Below are 20,015 nucleotides of genomic sequence, written 5' to 3' on the forward strand. Positions count from 1 at the left end.
GGTGGCAACCGCGCTCTACACCCCTGCGCCCAGTGTGGAAGCATTAGCCTGTGCGGGCTTACGCCCAGAGGACTTTTCCCCCACCCCCCTCGAGGTCTGGCCAGATATTTGGCCTGCGTTCAGGGTAATGCAAGCGATGTCAACCCAATGGCGCACGGGGATGACAGCGCCCACCGGGCTGGATTACGGCTGCTTGCCGCAGGTGATGGCGCTGTTAGGGGTAGAAAACATTGCCACCGTTTTTGACGATATTAGACACATGGAGCGCATTGCCTTGTCACTGATGCATCAGCGGAGTTCAACATGACGAATATTGCGACTATTTCACTCCGTGTTGATACCTCTGGCCTAGAAAAAGGTATCCACGCCCTGGAAAACGTGGGCAAAACCGCTGCGTGTACCGCCAGCAAGGCAGCAGCGGTCAATGCAGCGTTTAAACCGACTGCCACTACGTTGAATCATGTCGGCCAGCAAACCCATCAAGCGACGCGGTGCTTACAACAACAGCGTGATGAACTGCATCATTTACTGAGTAAAATCCATCCTGTCACCGCGGCTTTTAGCAAACTCGATGCGATGGAAGCGCAGCTTAGGCGGTATAAGAACTCGCCTCTGATTGACCGCGATACCTTTGACCACGCCGCACAGGCGATTCATCAAGCACGGGAGACACTGGCGAAAGCGGCACAAGCAAGAACCGCGGAAGGGCAAGCGGCGAGGGCACAAGCCCAGGCAGACAAACGCGCCACTCAAGCGAAAATGGCCTTTATTGCCACATTGCGTGAACAAAGTGAATGTCAGGGCAAAACCACCGCGGATATGTTGGCGTATAAAGCCGCTCAGCTCGGGGTGACACAGCAGGCCGCGCCCTTTATCGCCACCCTGAAAGCACAAGAAGCGGCGTGGAAAAAAGGCACGCTCTCCGCGGGGCAATACCGTCAGGCACTGCGTCAATTGCCGATGCAGTTTACTGATATTGCCACCTCGATGGTAGGGGGGATGCCACTGTATATGATTGCTATTCAGCAAGGCGGGCAGATTAGAGACAGTTTTGGTGGCATCGGCAATGCATTAAAGGCGATGGGGCGTTTGCTCACCCCCACCAAACTGCTGCTCGGCGGGGTCGCGACCGCGCTGGCAGGGATAGGCATGGCCTATTACCGGGGAGCGCAAGAAAGTCGTACTTTTCATAAACAGCTTATTTTAACCGGCCAGTATGCCGGCAAAACTGCGGCTCAATTACAAATCTTAGCGAAAAGATTATCAGGCGATGGGTTAACGCAATCCGCCTTATCCGCTGTCATGGCACAGGTGGTCGGCAGCGGTGCCTTTGACCGTACACAAATTGCACAAATCAGTGTTGCCGCGGCAAAAATGGCGGCCGCTACCGGGCAATCCATTGATGAAATGGTGCAACATTTCAAACGTTTACAGCAGGAGCCCCTGACTGCCGCGAGCGCCTTAGACAAGCAATTACATTTTTTGACCGCATCCGAGTATCAACAGATAGCAGCACTGGAACGGTCGGGCAATACGTTGGGGGCAGCACGCTTGGCGATGGAAGCCTATGCCAGCGCCTTGAAAAACCGTGCTGAAATAGAAAAAGCCTGGGTCAACGTAAAAAAAGGGGCGGCCGGCGCTTGGAATGCCATGCTGAATGTCGGCAGAGCGCAAAGCCTGCGCGATCAAATCGCCCGGGTGAATGCGCAATTAAATGACCTCAAAAAAGGGTACTTTAATCGCACCATAATTCAGGGGCTAGAACGGCAAAAAGCATTGCTAACAGAAAAGCAATTTCAACAAGACCTCGCTGCCGCTCGCCAAACAGCCTATCTTCAGGCGGAAGAAAACGAAAAAAGGGCACTGCGACGACGCGATGCCTGGCGTGAGCAGTATGCAAGCAACGCCCAGCGGCGTAGCCGAGAACTGAAAAAATTTGATGAAATTGCCGCGCGATTCAGTCCCCAGGAGCAGCGGCGCATTCGAGCAGAAATCGCCGTCCGATACGCGAATAAAGCTCCGCCAAAAAATAAAAAACCGGGTGTGAATCGTGATAATGCCGCCACCCGCGCCTTACTGCAAAGCCGTCAACGGCTGGCAATGTTACGTCAACAGGCTACCCTCACCACGGCCATGAGCGAGCAAGAAAAACAGCAGGTGAGGTTCACGCAACAGATAGCGGATTTAAAAACTAAATCGCGATTAACCGCTGACCAAAAATCCCTGTTGGCGCGGGCTAAAGAAATCAATGCTAGTCTGCAACTAGAAGCCCAACTATCCCGTGAGAACGTGCAGCGGCAAAAAGGACTCACTGCCCTCAAACAAATGGAAGACTACGGCCAGTCGCTTGCTCGTCGTCAGGCTCAGCAGCAAGCCAAATGGGGCTTAACACCGCAACAGGCGCAGCGGGTTGCTCAAACCTTTCAGCTGGATAACCACTACCTGAAACAAAAAGAAGGGGTTACTGATACTGAGCAATTAGAAAAAATCACCGCGGCTTATCAGCGCGCGAAACACGCCTTACAGGCCGGATGGGCGCAAGAAGACCAGCAACTGTCAACAACAGCCTAAAACTGATCCACAGCAACAATCTAAAAGTGATCCACTACACTTTGGGTTTGTCCATTAATCCGGCTTGTTTTTTTTCTTTGATCCGATAGCTTTCTCCTTTGATTTGCAAGATATGTGAGTGGTGTAGTACCCGGTCTAACATGGCCGAGGTGAGTGCTGTATCGTTTGCAAAGACTTGTCCCCACTGACCAAAAGGCAAGTTGCTTGTTAATATCACTGAAGCTTTTTCATAGCGTTTGGCAATAACATCAAACAGCAATTTTGCCTCATGTACGGTAAAGGGCAGATAGCCGATTTCATCAATAATTAGCAACCTGGGTGCCTGTACGGCGCGCTGCATGACCTGTTTATAGTTGTCTTGTCGCTGCGCTGTGGCTAGTTGCAGAATTAAGTCAGATGCACTGATAAAACGGGTTTTGATTCCTGCCTGCACGGCCTTGTAACCTAGGGCTATTGCGATATGGGTCTTGCCCACCCCTGACGGCCCCAGCATCACCACATTCTCCTGGCGCTCAATAAATGACAACGACGCTAACTCGATGACCTGTTTTTTGGGCACCCCCGCGGCGAAGGTAAAATCAAAGTTTTCCAGCGTTTTTAGGCCAGGGAATCCAGCCATTCGGGTGAATATATGCTGCTTCCGCTGATGACGTGAACGTTTCTCACACTGCAGAATCTGCTCCAGGAAGGTCAGATAATCCCACTCTTGTTGCGCCGCCTGCTGGGCTAAATCGCAGGCATTTGCATCAATCCCCGGCAGTTGCAGCGCTGAGGTAAGTTCGCCAATACGGGATAATTGCAGGTTCATATCGCCTCCATCAGTTGGTCATACACGCTAAGAGCATGATGCAGTGGTTGCTGACTCAACTCATTGACCGAAGGTAATGAGCGCTCGCTGGCCAGAGAAGAGCTTATCGGTACTATTTCGGGAGGTAATGCCTGTAGTGCTTTACGTTCATCGATAAGCCGCAGTGCAGGTTTTTCTCTGGTGGTGTCATGGATCCGCTGGTGTGCCACCGTTTCCAGCCATAGCGTGACGTGCTCATTGGCAGTGTCAGTATCGAGTGTCAGGCCCAACGCCAATAACTTGGTATTGAGCGGACGAAAGAAATTATCCCGGACATAGCGTACCATTCGTTCAACCTTGCCTTTGGTTTGTGGCCGATAGGTATGGCAAAGCTTCGGGATAAACCCCATACTTTTGGCAAACGGGTAAAACGCCTGATTAAGCTTATGCTTGCCTTCACCATAAGCATCACGCTCCACCACCACCGTTTTCATATTGTCGTACCAGACTTCACGGGGCACGCCCTGGAAGTAATCCAAGGTGAGTCGATGACAGTGCTCAAGTGTGTCGTATCGCATGTTATCAGTGAATATCACCATCATCGCCCGGCTATACCCCAAGACAGCGATAAAGGCATGAAGGGGAGATTTACCCCCCCGCATTTGACCCCAGTCGACTTGCATTTGCTTGCCGGCTTCGGTTTCAAAACGCACGATGGGCTCTGGCGTAGGTTTGCCACGGTACAGATACAAATACTGACGTAACAACGACAGGCTACCTGTATAGCCTAACTCTTTGAGTTCTCTGAATAACACGACACCGGTGTCAACGCTACTTTAGATTGACCACTTTTTGCTACTTTAAAATGTCCAGTTTTTGCTAATTTTCCTGTTGGGTTTCTATTCCAGGCGCCTGGATAATATCAGTCGTTTTTATAGGCAACATGCCTGCTTTGCGTTTATTTTTGAGTCGATAGCTTTCTCCTTTAATATTCAATGTGGTTGAATGATGTAAAAGCCTGTCTAAAATCGCAGTTGCTAAAATGTGATCACCGAATACGTCCCCCCAATCAGTAAAACTTTTATTTGATGTGAGAATGATGCTCGCCTTTTCATAACGACGGCTCAATAACCTGAAAAATAGGCTAGCTTCTTCGCGATTCATCGGTAAATACCCGATTTCATCCAGTATTAATACCCTGGCATAGCACAGTTGCTGAAGTTGGCGTTCCAGACGGTTTTCTTGCTTTGCCTTCATTAAGGTACAGCAGAGTCTATCCAGAGGCATAAACAATACCCGATGCCCAGCTGTAGCTGCCTTGACAGCCAGCGCTATCGCCAAATGCGTTTTCCCTACCCCAGGTGGGCCTAACAAAATGACGTTTTCATGATGTTCGACAAACCTCAGCCCCGCCAGCTCGCGGATAATTTTCCTGTCTATACTTGGTTGGAAAGTAAAGTCAAATTGCTCCAAGGTTTTTATCCACGGCAAACGTGCTTGTTTTAACCGCGATTCCAAGCCTTTTTGGTGACGCCCGTTCCATTCCTGGGCTAATGCCTGCTGGAGAAATTCACGGTAGTTCAGTGCTTTCTTGGTGGCTTCTTCACATAAACTCTCCAACGCATCGCCCAGGTAATCCATTTTTAACCGTATCAACAAGTTTTCCATTTCCATCAGAGTAGCTCCTCATACACACTGAGCGAACGAGACGCTACTCGATTGACCTGTTGCCAAAGGGCTTGATGATGTTCTGGCACCTTTTGCCAGCCCTGCGTTACCTCCTGCAAGAGATGCGTCGCGAGCAGTTGCTCATCGCCGTAAATACGTAGCGTATTATCTAAACCGATACGAATATTAACCGCACGACCACACCAGAATGAAGGCACGCTATAGCGATTACCTCTGACATCGATATAGCTGTCCCATGCCACTTGTCGTAGGTCGAAGTAGCTGGTATCGAAATCAGTCGCAGGGAGTGGCATCAAGGCTATTTTTTCCTCAGCAAAACGATTTTCCGGTGTCTGCTTGAATTGACGAAGATGACGCTGGTCTGCCACTTTCGCCAGCCACATCGCTAGCAGTTGATTAACATGAGCGAAACTCTCAAACTGACGGTAGCGAGTGAAAAAATTGTGTTTAACATAGCCCACCATCCGTTCGGTTTTGCCTTTCGTTTGCGGTCGATAAGGCTTACAGGCGCGAGGGCTAAACCCATAGTGATTAGCCAGTTGCAGGAAGCCCGCATTGAACTCGATGTGGCCATTTTGTCCATGTTTGATAACAGCGGCTTTTTGGTTATCTACCAAGACATTTTTTACGCTGCCACCGAAGTAATTGAAGCTGCGAACCAGCGATTCATACGTGTGCTCAGCATCTTGCTTAGGGGCAGCAAAGACATGAAAGCGACGCGAAAAACCGAGCGTATTAACGGCAAAATTAACCGTACAGGCAGAGCCTGCCACCTCAACGATGATTTCTCCCCAATCGTGTTGAAGTTGATAACCGGGGAGGGTTTCAAAGCGTACCGTGTTTTTCGAGGCCCTGAGCGGACGTTTGGGATGTATATAACGTCGGAGCATCGCACTCCCACCCCGGTAGCCTTTTTCACGGATTTCCTCAAAAATAACCGCCGCATTCCAAACCTGTTCACTCAACCTTGAATCGATGTAGTCTTTAAAGGGCTCGAGTTTAGCAACCTGTTTTTTACCGCGTTTTGCTGTTGGCGGCGCAGGATAGCTAATGTGCCGTCTCACCGTCTTTTCTGAACACCCTATCTGATGGGCAATATCAACAATAAATGCCCCCTGTTGATGGCGTTGTTTTATCATGTAGTGGTCCTCTCTTCTTAGCATGCTTATTTCCCTCATGGCTTTGTCACCACAAAGGAAACTGCATTCTGGCTTGAGTGGACAAATTAAATTAGCAATTTACGGTCTTTTATCATTAGCGCTGACAACTTTTCTCCTCAGGGATTTTATCTGCTCACTGCGGCTGAAAATGGCGCTTATCATCAAGCAAAATTAATTAAAAATATTCCCTTCCTGGCACACAATTTTGCTCACCCCCGGCGTCTGGTGGGTGATATTAACCGTGATGGCCGTGATGATATTATTCTTTTCCCCGCGATCCGCACCGAGGGGGAAACCACGCTGAAAATTATGTTGGCACAAGAGAACGGTAGTTTTTTCCCTATCAGACAACGATTGCCACAAAATATCTTAGAAGATTTAGCCAACCCCGGGGCAATATGCGGCGATATTGATGGTGATGGCCATGCTGATTTGGTGTCGTTCAGTGGCGGAAAGATTTGGCTTTATTACGGCACCCGCTCCGGAAGATTTAGTGTTTATAATACGCTCATTACACCAACCCCCTCGACAGCGGTTCCTGCTGACGCCCTTTCGTTAACTACGCTGTCCCCTTTTAGTACGCCATTCAGTGAAAGACAAATGCGTATCTATCAGCGGATACAGGCGAAAACAGTCAATTCGGCTATATTGCCGACCATTCCTCTACAGGCTTTTACCAGTCGTTATACTCACCAAGGCGTGGCTGATATCAATGGCGATGGCTGTGACGATATTGTTTCATTCACTGACGAAGGGAAAATCCACACCTTATTGGGCAGCAGTAATCGACAGAAAAAACTGACTGCCTTGAACACACAGTCTTGTGAACTACTCGGCGACATGTTCAACAATCTGACGGGGATTAAAGCTTCACAGATACAGCTAGATGACCTAGATCAAGATGATCGCGCGGATTTGGTGATTATCAACGACGATGGCAGCTATACCTTCGCCCAGGGGCAAGCGGATGGGCAGTTTGGCGCGATGATTGATGGCGATAGCCGTCAAGAACAGAGGGAAAGTGGCGATGATCAGCCCAATATGTTAGCGATACCAGAGCAGCAACATATTTTGGGCATCACGCGAGGAGAAACCGGCCAAAAAGTATTATTGTCACTCAATACTGCCGGAGAGGTTAACGCGCATTCTTTTATCGCTTTGCGCAAGCAAGATAAGATAGTTTGGTTCAAGCTGAATGAAGGTAATGATACGGCGACCGGCGCCTGGGAACAACGAAACTATTTTGAGGTAGGCTCCGGCAAAAAAACCTTTACTGGTGGACGCTATGCCGACAGTTTTTTACTGATGGGAAGCCCGGTATCGGGTCAACCTAGTGTGCTCGACGGGGGTGCCGATCCTGCCTCTCATCTCCCTCTTAATGACTATGATGTCGTGATGGCAACGGCTGAGCCTGATGATGGATTGGGGTATGTGATCAATCTTGCCGCTAACTATGTCGGCTATATAGAGAAAAGTAAAACGCAGCACAATGAAATAAAAGAAACGGAAATAGCCCTAGACGAAAATAAACGGCTTGCCATTTTACGCAATATCGAAAATGCGCAAGGACACAGTAAAACCTGCGATATTCTGATCGGCAATCATCGAGATAATGTGCTCAACGGGGCGGGAGCCCGAGATGTACTTATCGGTAATGGCGGCAATGATGTGTTGATTTTATCCGAGGGAACGGCCAGGGGCGGAACAGGTACTGATAGCTATCGTATTTTACAAAACCAGCAAGCGCATTCTGTTTTAATCAGTTTACAGGAAACAGGAAATACAGAAGACATCAGCAATATTTTGATTGATTATCAAGCCGATAAAATAGAATCTGTGACGCTGCGTGGGGAGCATATTGTTATCAGCTTACGTAATGATAATCATACACTGACGACGCTAGAGTTACGCCATATGTATGCTACGACGGCAAACGGTAAAAAGACGGAACTACAACACAATTTTCTCCTGTATACCCGTGATGGTTTTTTGATAAAAGGCTGGCCGTCGAGGATGACTAAGGATGCAAAAAATAGCTGGCAGTTGATCACAACACTGGTAGCGAAATATGAACCCAATCTGGATCGCGGTTGGCAAAATCGAACCTTAGGGGTGAAGAAAAACAAGATACAGCTTCATCAGGTGACACGTAATAAGCAAGATCAGGGACAGATTACCGTGAGTGGCAAAAGTCGTGACAGTGTCATTTTGCTCCCCAAATTCATCCAGCTGTTTACCGCAGATACCCTCTATCATGATCGACGAGAAGGAGATAATGGCAAAAACCAATTTTTAAGTGAGGAAGGCAACGATATTTTGATGGGGAAAGGCGGAACTGATCTTTATCTTATCAAGGGAGAAACCCCTCAACGTGAAATCGTTATCGACAATTACGATAGCTCGGAAAAGGAGGTTAAAAATGTACGGCGGGATAGTCTATCGGTGCCGTTTCCCGTTAAGTACATCCATTTAACAATAGCAGGTGACGATGTGGTGATCAGTCATCGTGATCAACCAACACAACATCCTACAATACGTATTCGCAATTTTATGAAAAATGAGTGGCACCGGCATTTATCACTGCTCAGCGAAAGTAACCATATAATCGAATTATACGTTAATGAAGCGAATGAAGTTTCGCTGGGACGGGTAAACCTGACCTCCGGTAATGACCGCGTGGTGATTTATAATGGGACGGCTCTTAGCAACAACCAGCTGGATGTACTCGCTGGGGACGACATGGTAGCAGACTATAGCGGCAGAAATCATACGCTCAAAGGCGGTGAAGGCAACGATATATTATGGGTTGAAGAAGGTAATAATATTCTTGACGGCGGCACAGGGAGCGATTTTCTTTATGGTGGCAGCGGAGACGATATTCTGTCCGGTGGGCAAGACAACGATACCCTTGAAGCAGGCATCGGCGACGATATTTATCAGTTTGCCGATGGTGATGGCCACGATATCATCAGCGAAAGTGGCGGCAATGACAGGCTAGCATTGACCTCTGTCGACATCGAAAAGATATGGTTGGAAAAACAAGATAACGCTCTCAAGGTGCTGATTAGGAGAGCCGATGACGGCGCAGTGAACGGAAGCGTGCTGATTAAAAATCATTACCAAAATCCAGAATACGCAATAGAAACCATAACAGCCGGCGGATACCAGCTGAGCGGAGAGAAGATTGCTCAAATGGTCAATCTGATGTCTGCTTTTTCTTCGGTGCCAGGGGGGATGCCGTCATTGCAGGATCATCATGTGCGAACGCAGATTAGTACCTTGTGGGTAGCTGTTTCCTGATTTTATAGCCAAATCCTTTTAATCTAGAACACGATGGTGTACGTTAATTAAAACAAGTGGAAGGGTGCCCCGTGCCGTAAAAAAATGTACGCGACACCCTTTTCTCTTGAGATTATGAAATGCCTGTTATTTATACAAGCATCTAGATTCATCGCTATTTAAAACGTTGGAAATGATATTACTAAGTTTATAAGATATTGTGTCACTCATGATCTTACATCATACCAGCGTCTTTATATGTAGTAGCTCAAACTTCTCCATGACCGGCTATTTTTAATCCTGCTTTGATAAATCCCGTGCTAGCGCCGCCGCTGCCTCTCTGCAAAACCGTGCTAGCGTCGCCGCTATCCCTCCACGAAGCCCCGGAAGAGCTGCCTGTCACTCTCCTCGCACCCTTGGAAGGGAAAACCTCAGCATCACCGAAAAAAAAGTGTACTACTGTAAAACCTCCTTTTACAGTACACAAGAGTGCTGTTCCTGCAGCTTTTCCTATATTTTTCAATAAACCAACTACATTGCCAATTTTTGGCGTAACTTTTTGTTGATTCACATGACGAACTTTTACAGCATTTCCTGCAGGAAGGCTTAGAGTAAGTTCATTATCCGAAAGAGCTACAGCTCTCGATAAATCATCTGAGCTGCTACTGTGTTCATTCTCAAGTAAAGTTACATCAGAGACTGTTCTTTCAAGACTTCCTTGAGAGATGTATACACAGTTACTCTTGTCCGATGCTGTCGATGCTGCCAGTAATTGCCCGTTCTCAAGAACTCTGGAAGAAATTGATCCCGTAGAATCACTTTTTGCAGCTTTCGATAAACCATGTAAGCCACTAGCTTGTTTATTCCTAGATGAAGTCGGTACATGAGAGACTTCTCTTCCAGAATCTCCAGAAAGATGTGTTAGGCTAGTCGTGCGCGATACTGGAGCTGATTGGCAATTACGAGAAACTGTGTAGGAAGTTGATGCTGTAGAACCTATTCCTATTGCTGGGGATTCCATAATTAATACCTTATCGTTTGTATGGGATGGAAATCAATAAACTATCTATCTATTGAAAAATACAGTGATAACTTGTTGTTACCTAGAAATCACATGATTACCGATAAGCAATCATATAAGATTCTGCTATTTTTTAATTTTGCCAATTGTGGGAATCGTATCCTTCCTTGCCGCTTGGTATTCTTGCTAAACACATTATTTCCTGACGACTTAAAAATTTCTTTTCATTAAATTCAGATGCCTGTATAGGTTTAGAGGATTTCGTAGCAAGTTTGTCATATTGACGTTTCTCTAAATACGTAATTGGGAAAACATCCCCCATTCTCCTACCCTCAGCAGAAGGGTTCACATTGCCGGATGTAGGATCAAATACTGACAAAGAACCCTCATGAACTCGTCTCCCCACCTCTGTCAGTCTTTCTCCGCCAGCTGACGTTGTCTTCTGATGATGGATCACTTCTATCTGAGATCCATCTGGAGATAAGACTGCACTAGAATGGTTCAAGTCAGAACCATTTTTTAGCTCTGCAGAATTTTCCCAAAATAACAGACCTATAACTCCATTAATACTCATAACCTTATTCCTCTAATATCTTGTCGTTTATGTGGAATGGGAGGGTTATCCATATAAGTACGCCAACCCTCGGTAACTTTTAGTAGTGATTCCAATACTTGTTTAATGTCTTTATTTTCATCATCAACCACCTGGGCAACCAGTGATCGACTCTCTGAATCAAACGCCAAGGTACAGCCTTGAGTCGCTTTCCAATAAAGATTAGCCGCCAGTAATTTAGCGAAAAAATTAGCCTCAGTATTTTCTGGCAACTCAGCGATATAAATCGTCATCACCAAACGATCCTCGATCGTTTGAAAATTAATAGGGATATCATCAAAAGTGACGATGCAACAGCCTTCTTCATCAAACACTAAGCTCGGTAGTTGTAATACATCTTTAAGATAATCAAGTCTGCTTTCTGGGGTCATTGTTAACCATTAATGTCGTCATAAATTACAAGTAAATTATACCCTTCGCCCTCATGGTATAGCCGAATCAGGTTTCACGCCCTGGCAACAGAAGGCAACTTCAAGGGCTATGGGTATATACTCTATTGCTCACTGGTCAAAATTGAACAATATTTAGCAAATGAATCATTTTAAAGCTAATAATCAATAAAACAAATAGATGGCGAAATAATAATGCATGTATGCATATATTCAAATAGGTTAATGCTAAATTTTTAAAAAAATTTTTCTCAGGCTTATCGTTCAGATGGCGGGGATCGCTACGGTTAACCTTAATGATCCACCTCGCGGTAACAGCTGACTGATAGGAATCTCCGCATCATATTGGCGATTATTCCTCTTTGCATTGTGCATAAAGTTGGCTTAGAATATCGCGATAATAAGATATATCCTGTCATTTCGACATTATTCTAAGAGCCCTGGTTAATTGCCAGGGCTTTTTCTTTTTCACAAATAAATTAAATCCCGCCCTATACAGAGAATCAAAAAATTTAAAATTAATGTAATAAATAATAAAAGGATATCAATATAATGAAACCTATAGACATTATTAAAAAATTGACGAGCATCATGATCGACAGTAAGTATTATCATATTAATGGTATGTATAAAATTTTTATTGATTCAAAAATAGCATACGAAAAAATAATACCTGCTATTCCTCCCAAAAAAGAAATGACGTTATTATTAAGAATGATAAATAATCTTTATCAAAATATCGTTGTTTTTAATAAAAATAAAGAAAGAATAGATAATAATGAATTGCGAAAATTACTGCTATCTCGTTTTGAAGTAATAATGCAATTGGTTGATGAAACGCTACATTTTATCTGCTTAGGTAAGATAGAGCTTATCCAGCAAGAATATATTAACTTATGGATAGCCAATAATCCTCATTATAAAATAAAAATTTGGACAGATAATAATGCCTATTATGCCCGCGAGTTATTTTCACGTATACGAAAAAAAACCAGCTGGGATATATTAAATAATATTGACACGGATCATAATGATTTTTATTCGCTATTTAACACGGAGATAATTAAGTGGCAAAATAAAATCTATCAGCATATGCTGTCAAACAAAAAAGTGACGTTCGACAAAGCAATACTTGACTTTTTAGTTAAAAATTCCTTAGGTGAAAACAAAGAATTATCAGAGTATTGGAACGACTGTCATAATAGTTTTCGTCAGGCTTTGGCTAAGTTAAAAAAAGAAAACCCTCATACTGATATCAGTATAGAATATATGGACACTATTTTTGATCCCAATGAAAAATCCCTATTACTGATAAAAGAATTGTATATAAAGGAACTGGCACTACGCAATAATCTCACCGCGGCTAGTGATATATTCCGCTTATTGATACTAAAAAAACAGGGAGGGATATGTATCGATAACGATCTACTACCCGAAATTAATAAAAAATTATTTAGTAAATTTATAAAAAAAACCAGCCATGATCCTGATGGCATGTGCAGTCAAGCCGCTATTCTCTCACTCATTCTCAATAGTTTGATGAAAGAAGGATCGATGCCAGGACGCGCTAAACTTATTGATAGTTATCAGTTAGCCGCCATCAGTCCTGAGTTAAAACAAGAAATTGAACAATTGATAAAGCAGACACAAAAAAATGGCATATCGTTGTTTATGCCACTGGAAGAGCCCAAGGTCGATCCCTATTTTCAATTTAGTTATATTGGCAGCAATAATAAAATCACGCTTGCTAAAAAAAATAGCCCTTTTATCGATAGATTATTGCTAAATTTATCGCATATACACCAAATTATTGATACGCCAGAGCACCATATTAATGGCTTGAGCGATCCTTTATTGTTATCAGAGAGCGTCAGCCCTACATTGCAGCAAACTCTTTCTGGACTATCATGCAAAACCAATGCTCAAGCCCTGATAAGTTACCGAAAAGCGTTTGCCAGCCGAGATGACCACGCTTCCGCAGAATTGTATGGTATGGGGGGCTATCAAGGTGTCAGTATTCAGTTACTGGATGAAATACATGCCCTATCCGTTAATAATCGCGATTTACTCCCTACACTGATGATCCCCTTTACCATTAAGGCGTCTTTCCTCACAGAGGAAGCGGATCAATCACGGCTACTAGGCGCAATGCGCTACCGTGGTAATTTTATCCCTAGCCCCCAGTATTATAGGCAACAAATTATACAACTAGGTGACGATAATTCTACTTCAAAGGCGGCGGCACAGTTTTTATACAACAAAAACCGCCAGCTGACGACCTGGTACCGATACGATGGTATAAACCATCGGTTAATAAAAATAGCGGCCACTTTGGATAATCAGCATCAATACGAAACCCATATCACGCTGGTGGGTAATGGAACCCGACTAACGCTTAACCCTAATGAAATAGCTAGCCTACTGGCAGTAGATAATGGTCAGGTGATCCGAGAACAACTGACCTTTTTGGGGTGTAGATTGAGCAATAATAGGACTAATGATCCTGATGATAGCCAAGTATTGCTCCAGAATTTTATTAACGATCTCTACCCATCATTACATGAAAATCGTATCAAGATTAATCGTATTATCGTGCAAGAAAAACTCCTGACCGTCGATATGATGGGGCATCAATGGATCGGCAACTTCATTCCCCCCTCGAAAAATTCCGCATTAAAAATCGATTGGGCTCCTGTTACAAAAGAAGAGACTAAGATTGAATTTAGCCAAACGAGTCGCGGCATCAATAAGCAATACCAACCTATTGAACATAATATTGCTCTGGCTTTGCGCACAGTGACTAAATTTAACCGAGAGCATTTTAGCGTAGGGGATGTGATGCAAACGCCCCAGATTAATCCCGAAAAAAATATTTTCTTAGGGAGCAATAAACCTGAAAAATTCGATGAATGGATAGGTAATAGCAGTGCTCACGCGCTTCAGAGCGCAGTGGCGCACGCGCCGGTGTTGGTCAATGCGGACAGTATGGCATTGCTCGCGGCGATGGGGGAAGGTAACCATGAGATCGTTATCGTCGACAACCGCTATTTCAGGATGGCTGCTCTGATAAAAATATTGCAACACAGTTTGGAAAAGCAAACATACCAGGCGTGGTATGACGATATTGATTTTATTGGCGGAAAATTCGAATTTAACCTGCGGATCCAGCCACTGCTTAGCAATCCACAAGCCGCCTTTCAACGTTTGCAAAGACGTGTCATGCGGAATCAATTTACTTTTTATCAGTTTAATCTCAGTAAGCCCAATAAAGTTCGGCGTATTTTGGAAACCAAGCACAGTAAAGCGCCCTTTAATGCTATTTATTTAGGTAATATTCATCATTTTTTACTGGCAAATGTCACAGATTTAGATGATAACCAAAGTAAACTCAACAAGGTGAAAACTGCCATTGATCAGCTCAATACTGCCATGTACAGTTTACATCCGCAGTCTGCCATTCCGCTTTATTATTATGCTTTACACCCTCTCAAAGATAAATCAGCAGCTAGTGTAGAACGCTGTGACAATAAAAATACGCAATTAATAGAGCGATATTCTCATATCAACGCGATACATCGTGCTAACAGTTTAACCTTCACACAATTGCAGATTCATCTCAAATTTATTAGCGAGCAACAGTACAACACTAGCTTACCCATTGTGGTCACCCCAGAGCGGGATGATTTTTTGCAAGCTAACCCGGCACAACCAAGTACTCCGCTCAGCAGAGAACGTTTCAATATCTTGGGTATTATGTTAGGTATTTTCAGTGAGCCTGTTGCTTCTCCCTTTGCCAATGGAGGGCGCTTTACTGACGGTATTGCATTGGCAGTGATGCGTTATTTTTTGCCGAAAATGGGGGGATCGACACGAGACAGAACAGCCAATGCCAAAATCATTGACCTTTATTTTAATCAGATGAAAAAAGGTTGGGATCAGGGCGGCTTTTTGAGCGTTAAAAACGTGTTAATACCCTATCAGGGGGTAGTGATCAGACAAATAAATTTAGCTAATAAACAGTGGCAGGTCACTTTTGATAACGAGGGGCAACAAATAGGTAACCGGCCGGATAGCGGTACTGACATTAATCTTCGTGAACTCGCTAAGTGCCCCCTGACAAAAAACATCGCGGTTCAGCAAAAAAGACCGGGCGTGAAGACATTAATCCTACCTGGTACACCTAAGGCTAACATTGAAGCGGTATACGATCTATCCGCATTTACTCAGCGCAGAGAAGAGGTAGAACGGGATAGCCTAGGGTCAACAGTGACAGATTCGGGAAAAGGTAGAAAGTTTGCCGACGATACCTCATGGATCTGGAATAATGCTTACTACCACGCGCTGATTGGGCTTGATATTCACTACCAATACACTGAAGTAAAAATTTTCTTAGGGAATGATCACTATAAATTGATAGCGCCAGGGGTGGCAGAAAATCAGCCCGTCAGTCATCACATCTATCAAGAGCAGCTTTACTACGTCTTTTATGCCCCCCCAACCCAAGCAGCGACTGTGGTGTTAGTGCTCAATAACGCCCAAGCAAACATGAAAATTGAATGCGAAAATAAGGACACACAATGGATCATCGATGCTTACCACCTGAGTGGTATTCAGAGTCGTTTCGAAGTGAAACAGGAAGGCGAGGTTAAGATTTATTTCGAACGTGTAGTCAATATCGGTAATAATCAATCCCAACAACAGACCATCAGTATTTTGACAATTGCCCATCGGGCGACCACCAAGCTTATCGTTCAACTACCGGAAGGCGGATTTACTGTCGATTTGCAAGCATTTCGTCTTGTTCCTCTGGTTATCAGTATCACACCTATCCCCGGCAGCGATCAGCAAATACACAAAATCGGTGCGCTAAAACGCTATATCCAAAATCACACCGTCAACTTCAAAGAAACGGTTAAATATATCCGTATCGTTGGCTTTAACCCGAGTGATGAGCAACGCGATTTCAGTCTTTATGACTTACAGCGAGAATTGTTTCTCTATACTGCCAGTGATCCAGAAAGTGTTTTTTCAGGTACATTGCGTAAAAATTGCCAGTTGTTGTTTATTAACCAAGAATATGCGTGGTACCAGGGAGATTGGATAATCCCCATGGATGGTGTTTCTAATAGAGTACATATTTATGAAAATATCATTTGGGTCTCTGAGATCAAAAGCCATCGGTTGTTGCAGATTTACCTCCCTCTCGGCCATCTGCCAAATATTCAGGAAAGGGAGAAGCAGGTATTTACATCACCGTCAACAGTTACCGCTCCTCGTGTGATGTCACAAGCCATTATCTTTACACAACAATACACCTACGATAACCAGATAATTAAACTGAAATACTGTATTGATCTTTCAAGCCCAGAAAAAGGATTAGCCTTAACCGAGCTCACTGATTTACCCGGTGGTATCAGCGATCAATTAATTCAATCCGGGAATTTGGAAAATTTAGTGCTGTTTATGAAAAACCAAGTACAAAATAGACTGCTTTTCAGTCAACTCAATAATATTGATCCTTGGAAAAGATCAGGAAACAATATCAAGCCATTACGTAACGGCCAGACAGATACCACCCTCTCTATTCGTAACCGGCTACTATGGCCGCTTAAAAACAGCATGGCAGTGAAGGGAAAAATAGTGGCCAACATTAATAATCGCCATTTTTTTAGTCGGCAGTTGAAACCCGCTGGAATAGTTAAAGCCCGCCACCCGAATAAAAATCACTATTTTTTCTGGAGCCTGGTGACAACCCATAACAATCCATTTGATACCCTGTACGTGCAAAAAAGCAATAATGAAGCCAAGGTGATGGATTTGACCGAATTTGGACTGAATCAAGCGGATATCATTCATCTCAAGGATGCATTCATCACCACTAAACAAGGGCTTATTTACCGTTTGTCCGATGATAAAACCCTGACGTTAGCAGGGATAGATGAAGCCTTTTTCAGCAATTATTCCGACTGGTCATCCGCGTTAACCATCCAGATAATGCAGCTTCAGGCAAGGCTAGGCGATGCTACTTTACTCCCGGAGGGTCAAAAAAAAGCGATTAACATTGCCCCTCACTTAACTATTTTAGGTTTATTACAATGTGATGAGCAACGACTGCTACCCCTTCACGCCTGGTATGATAAAGACAGTCAGCAATTTATTTTTTGCAAATCTGATCCCGATCAAAATATGATTTTTCAGGGACTATCCGAAGATCGCAAAGGAGCCTGGCTCCTCAATGATAAAGGCGAGAACAACAAGGAAATCGGTTACCTGCCAGTGATAGATAAGGCTTTTATCTCCACGCTTTTTATTGGCTCTATTTTACAGCATGAAGATCAGCTCCCCACTATCAGTATGCTGAAATTAGACGCCGCATTCGGAGCCGGTTTTATCAACGCGAAAGTAATGAAACAAAGAAAAAAAATACAGGGCAATATACAGGGTCTGACAGCCAGAGGGATGGTAATTACCGTCGGCAAAACCGCCGATAATCAATTTAGCGTTACCTTAGGTAAAGTTACTCCTCTTTTTACTTATCAGTATGGTACTGACATGCCACGCTTAAAAATCGCATTAAAAAATCTGTGTGACAACCTTAGTCAAAATTATCGCTATGCTGAGATGATCGAGGTAGTGCTACAAAATAATCAGGTGGGCTGGTATTTTCCGAGCAAAAACATATTATTGACGGGCTTAATACAAGGAGACAATTGCCTTGGGTTTAATAGTGATCGGCGCCTGGCTTATTTTGTCAATAATCAGTCCGGCGTATTCAGTGTTAACCAGGGCGGTACTCGGCACTACATCGATAATTCAAGCTATCGTTATCGGCGTAGTAATAACATTTTGCTATTAAATAGCGGCTCGCTGGTCACACTAGATGTGGATGCACATATCAATATTGATGTCCCGGCTTTAGCCATAATGACATCGATTGATCAATCGATAATAGATACATTTCGTTTTGATCTTACCTTGTTTACTTATTCAATCATCTACCTTTTTCATTTGGGTAAAGGTTTATTGTACGCAACATTATCGCCTGAAATTGAGCCAGAAGACATGACTATCACCCGAAAATCGGGTTTCCTGGTGGTATTTATTAACAATAAATTACTGGTGATTAATGATGCTTTCAAGCCTGGGAAAACGACTCATCCGATATATCAACACCAGACTAATCACAATAAAATAAAGTTTGTATTTAGCCATCGGGGTACTATTTCGGTTAAGCAATTGGTTGACCACTATATTAAAACGATAGGCAATGAAATTAATGATGGATCTATTGTTATTCCGATACCCGATATAGATTTGTATTAATTTTCCTTCTTTATTTGAACTAATTACGCTTTCCTTTTTGTTGATGTTTTTCTTTCGCTCTTTTTTTCGCTACTCGGAGAAGCTCTCTTTCCTTCAAGCAATCTTTTGAAACAAAAGATCCTTTTTGGGGTTTTTCTGCTCGCATGCTCACCCAGTCTTCATTCATAAAACTATGAAACTCCTTGACTGGGAAACGACCGCCTTCGCCCGATTTTTGATATTTTCTTTGAAGTTGTACTCCATCAGCGGTATGCACACGAACTAATTTACATTTCCATACTGCCGCAGTTGCTGGAAAAAATACCTTTCTTTTGGCGTAATTAGTTGAAGAAAATATATCAAGCGCTTTTTTTAGTTCTGTTAAAACTTCAGCCGTCGGTTTCTTTTTTAATAACGGCTGCATTAATTTACCGATGTTTTTTAGATAACTCGATGTTTTTATCAAATCAGGGTGAGCCCCTGGCATTTGAAAAAGATCAAGCGCTTCACCTGAATGTGGATCATCCCAACGTTGAGTGTTGAGCGGACCAATGACACAATTCCATGCTGGCCAAGTAATCATATAGAACGCCTTTAGCAATGGCTGTGAACGGCACTTATCTTGGTCAAAGCTATTTCCTTTTTCGGCTAAAACAATCAGTTGCTTCCGTATATCGGCGACTTCTACTCCAGCAGCGCGCATATAACTGTCTACAACACTTCGAATAAGAGTTTTGGAACACCCAGGAATGTTTTCTTCGGCAAGTAACGCAAAAAGCTTTGAAATAGCAGCGTAAGGAATGATGTGATGAATGGATATTTCTGAGAATTCACCGCCTCTGTTTACTACCATTAATTGTCTTCTATCCCGATAACCACGGCGATTCTGGTGTGTCAATAAACCTTTCTTAGCAACCTGACGGCGAGCGACAGTCCGATCCTTTCTTACTTTTACGCTATTGTTGCCTACTCCCGTGAATTCGCCTTGGAATTTCCCTGAATGACCCGCTTCTGCTGAAGTCGCGGAAGAAGACACCGATTGGAATATTAATCCAACGGGTGTTGATGCTAATGGCATTTTATTTTTCTCTATCTTTAACTAAATTAAGCAATAATGTTTCACCCCATTAAATTAAAAATTTAATGGGGTTTGTTTATTTTATTAATCAAACATCATGTGAAACTAAAAGCTAAAGCCACGCCT

At 43.8% G+C, this 20,015-nt stretch carries 13 protein-coding genes; 5 read left to right on the forward strand and 8 right to left on the reverse strand.

Annotated features, from left to right (window positions below):
- Position 1: 1 nt before the first annotated feature.
- Together AACL30_RS14140 and AACL30_RS14145 are read left to right on the forward strand one after the other, a co-directional pair.
- Complete coding sequence (locus AACL30_RS14140; RefSeq protein ID WP_339057052.1) at positions 2-307, forward strand: DUF1799 domain-containing protein; 306 nt, start codon at positions 2-4, stop codon at positions 305-307.
- Complete coding sequence (locus tag AACL30_RS14145; protein WP_339057053.1) at positions 304-2,571, forward strand: phage tail length tape measure family protein; 2,268 nt, start codon at positions 304-306, stop codon at positions 2,569-2,571. Before AACL30_RS14140 ends, AACL30_RS14145 begins: the two co-directional genes overlap by 4 nt.
- A gap of 34 nt (positions 2,572-2,605) precedes the next feature.
- Here AACL30_RS14145 and istB (AACL30_RS14150) read toward each other — a convergent pair whose 3' ends face one another.
- From istB (AACL30_RS14150) to istA (AACL30_RS14165), 4 genes are all read right to left on the reverse strand, one after another.
- Positions 2,606-3,379, reverse strand: coding sequence for an IS21-like element helper ATPase IstB (istB, locus tag AACL30_RS14150; protein ID WP_339057054.1), 774 nt, complete (start codon positions 3,377-3,379; stop codon positions 2,606-2,608).
- Complete coding sequence (gene istA, locus AACL30_RS14155; RefSeq protein ID WP_339057055.1) at positions 3,376-4,173, reverse strand: IS21 family transposase; 798 nt, start codon at positions 4,171-4,173, stop codon at positions 3,376-3,378. The genes istB (AACL30_RS14150) and istA (AACL30_RS14155) overlap by 4 nt, the downstream gene beginning before the upstream one ends.
- A gap of 64 nt (positions 4,174-4,237) precedes the next feature.
- Positions 4,238-5,035: an IS21-like element helper ATPase IstB gene (gene istB, locus AACL30_RS14160; protein ID WP_339058365.1), complete on the reverse strand. Its 798-nt coding sequence runs from the start codon at positions 5,033-5,035 to the stop codon at positions 4,238-4,240.
- Positions 5,032-6,210 carry an IS21 family transposase gene (gene istA / locus AACL30_RS14165; RefSeq protein ID WP_339056344.1) on the reverse strand — a complete coding sequence of 393 codons (1,179 nt, stop codon included), beginning with the start codon at positions 6,208-6,210 and terminating at the stop codon, positions 5,032-5,034. Before istA (AACL30_RS14165) ends, istB (AACL30_RS14160) begins: the two co-directional genes overlap by 4 nt.
- Between istA (AACL30_RS14165) and AACL30_RS14170 the strand changes: the two genes are divergently transcribed.
- Entirely contained in the window at positions 6,209-6,382 is a 174-nt protein-coding gene (locus AACL30_RS14170; RefSeq protein WP_339057056.1) for a hypothetical protein, read from the forward strand. The two genes, istA (AACL30_RS14165) and AACL30_RS14170, sit on opposite strands and share 2 nt — an antisense overlap.
- A gap of 50 nt (positions 6,383-6,432) precedes the next feature.
- A complete protein-coding gene (locus AACL30_RS14175) occupies positions 6,433-9,507 on the forward strand; it encodes an FG-GAP-like repeat-containing protein (protein WP_339057057.1) in 3,075 nt (1,024 codons plus the stop codon).
- Positions 9,508-9,754: 247 nt separating this feature from the next.
- Here AACL30_RS14175 and AACL30_RS14180 read toward each other — a convergent pair whose 3' ends face one another.
- From AACL30_RS14180 to AACL30_RS14190, 3 genes are all read right to left on the reverse strand, one after another.
- On the reverse strand, positions 9,755-10,507 hold the full coding sequence (locus AACL30_RS14180) for a hypothetical protein (RefSeq protein WP_339057058.1): 753 nt from the start codon (positions 10,505-10,507) through the stop codon (positions 9,755-9,757).
- A gap of 133 nt (positions 10,508-10,640) precedes the next feature.
- Entirely contained in the window at positions 10,641-11,081 is a 441-nt protein-coding gene (locus tag AACL30_RS14185; RefSeq protein WP_339057059.1) for a hypothetical protein, read from the reverse strand.
- The gene (locus AACL30_RS14190) at positions 11,078-11,491 is read right to left on the reverse strand and encodes a type III secretion system chaperone (RefSeq protein WP_339057060.1); all 414 of its coding nucleotides are present in this window, start codon (positions 11,489-11,491) and stop codon (positions 11,078-11,080) included. Before AACL30_RS14190 ends, AACL30_RS14185 begins: the two co-directional genes overlap by 4 nt.
- A gap of 570 nt (positions 11,492-12,061) precedes the next feature.
- Between AACL30_RS14190 and AACL30_RS14195 the strand changes: the two genes are divergently transcribed.
- On the forward strand, positions 12,062-18,832 hold the full coding sequence (locus AACL30_RS14195) for a TcdA/TcdB catalytic glycosyltransferase domain-containing protein (protein ID WP_339057061.1): 6,771 nt from the start codon (positions 12,062-12,064) through the stop codon (positions 18,830-18,832).
- A gap of 19 nt (positions 18,833-18,851) precedes the next feature.
- Here the strand turns inward: AACL30_RS14195 and AACL30_RS14200 are convergent, their stop codons facing one another.
- Positions 18,852-19,889 carry a hypothetical protein gene (locus AACL30_RS14200; protein WP_339057062.1) on the reverse strand — a complete coding sequence of 346 codons (1,038 nt, stop codon included), beginning with the start codon at positions 19,887-19,889 and terminating at the stop codon, positions 18,852-18,854.
- Between the last annotated feature and the right edge of the window lie 126 nt (positions 19,890-20,015).

Source organism: Candidatus Regiella endosymbiont of Tuberolachnus salignus, assembly GCF_964020115.1.
Classification (GTDB): Bacteria; Pseudomonadota; Gammaproteobacteria; order Enterobacterales; family Enterobacteriaceae; genus Regiella; species Regiella insecticola.

Bases quoted from the DNA above. Each gene is read 5' to 3' on its own strand.
- AACL30_RS14145 (WP_339057053.1), top strand. From the start codon at position 304: ATGACGAATATTGCGACTATTTCACTCCGTGTTGATACCTCTGGCCTA.
- istB (WP_339057054.1), bottom strand. From the start codon at position 3,379: ATGAACCTGCAATTATCCCGTATTGGCGAACTTACCTCAGCGCTGCAA.
- AACL30_RS14195 (WP_339057061.1), top strand. From the start codon at position 12,062: ATGAAACCTATAGACATTATTAAAAAATTGACGAGCATCATGATCGAC.
- AACL30_RS14180 (WP_339057058.1), bottom strand. From the start codon at position 10,507: ATGGAATCCCCAGCAATAGGAATAGGTTCTACAGCATCAACTTCCTAC.
- AACL30_RS14190 (WP_339057060.1), bottom strand. From the start codon at position 11,491: ATGACCCCAGAAAGCAGACTTGATTATCTTAAAGATGTATTACAACTA.
- AACL30_RS14185 (WP_339057059.1), bottom strand. From the start codon at position 11,081: ATGAGTATTAATGGAGTTATAGGTCTGTTATTTTGGGAAAATTCTGCA.
- AACL30_RS14200 (WP_339057062.1), bottom strand. From the start codon at position 19,889: ATGCCATTAGCATCAACACCCGTTGGATTAATATTCCAATCGGTGTCT.
- AACL30_RS14170 (WP_339057056.1), top strand. From the start codon at position 6,209: ATGCTTATTTCCCTCATGGCTTTGTCACCACAAAGGAAACTGCATTCT.
- istA (WP_339056344.1), bottom strand. From the start codon at position 6,210: ATGCTAAGAAGAGAGGACCACTACATGATAAAACAACGCCATCAACAG.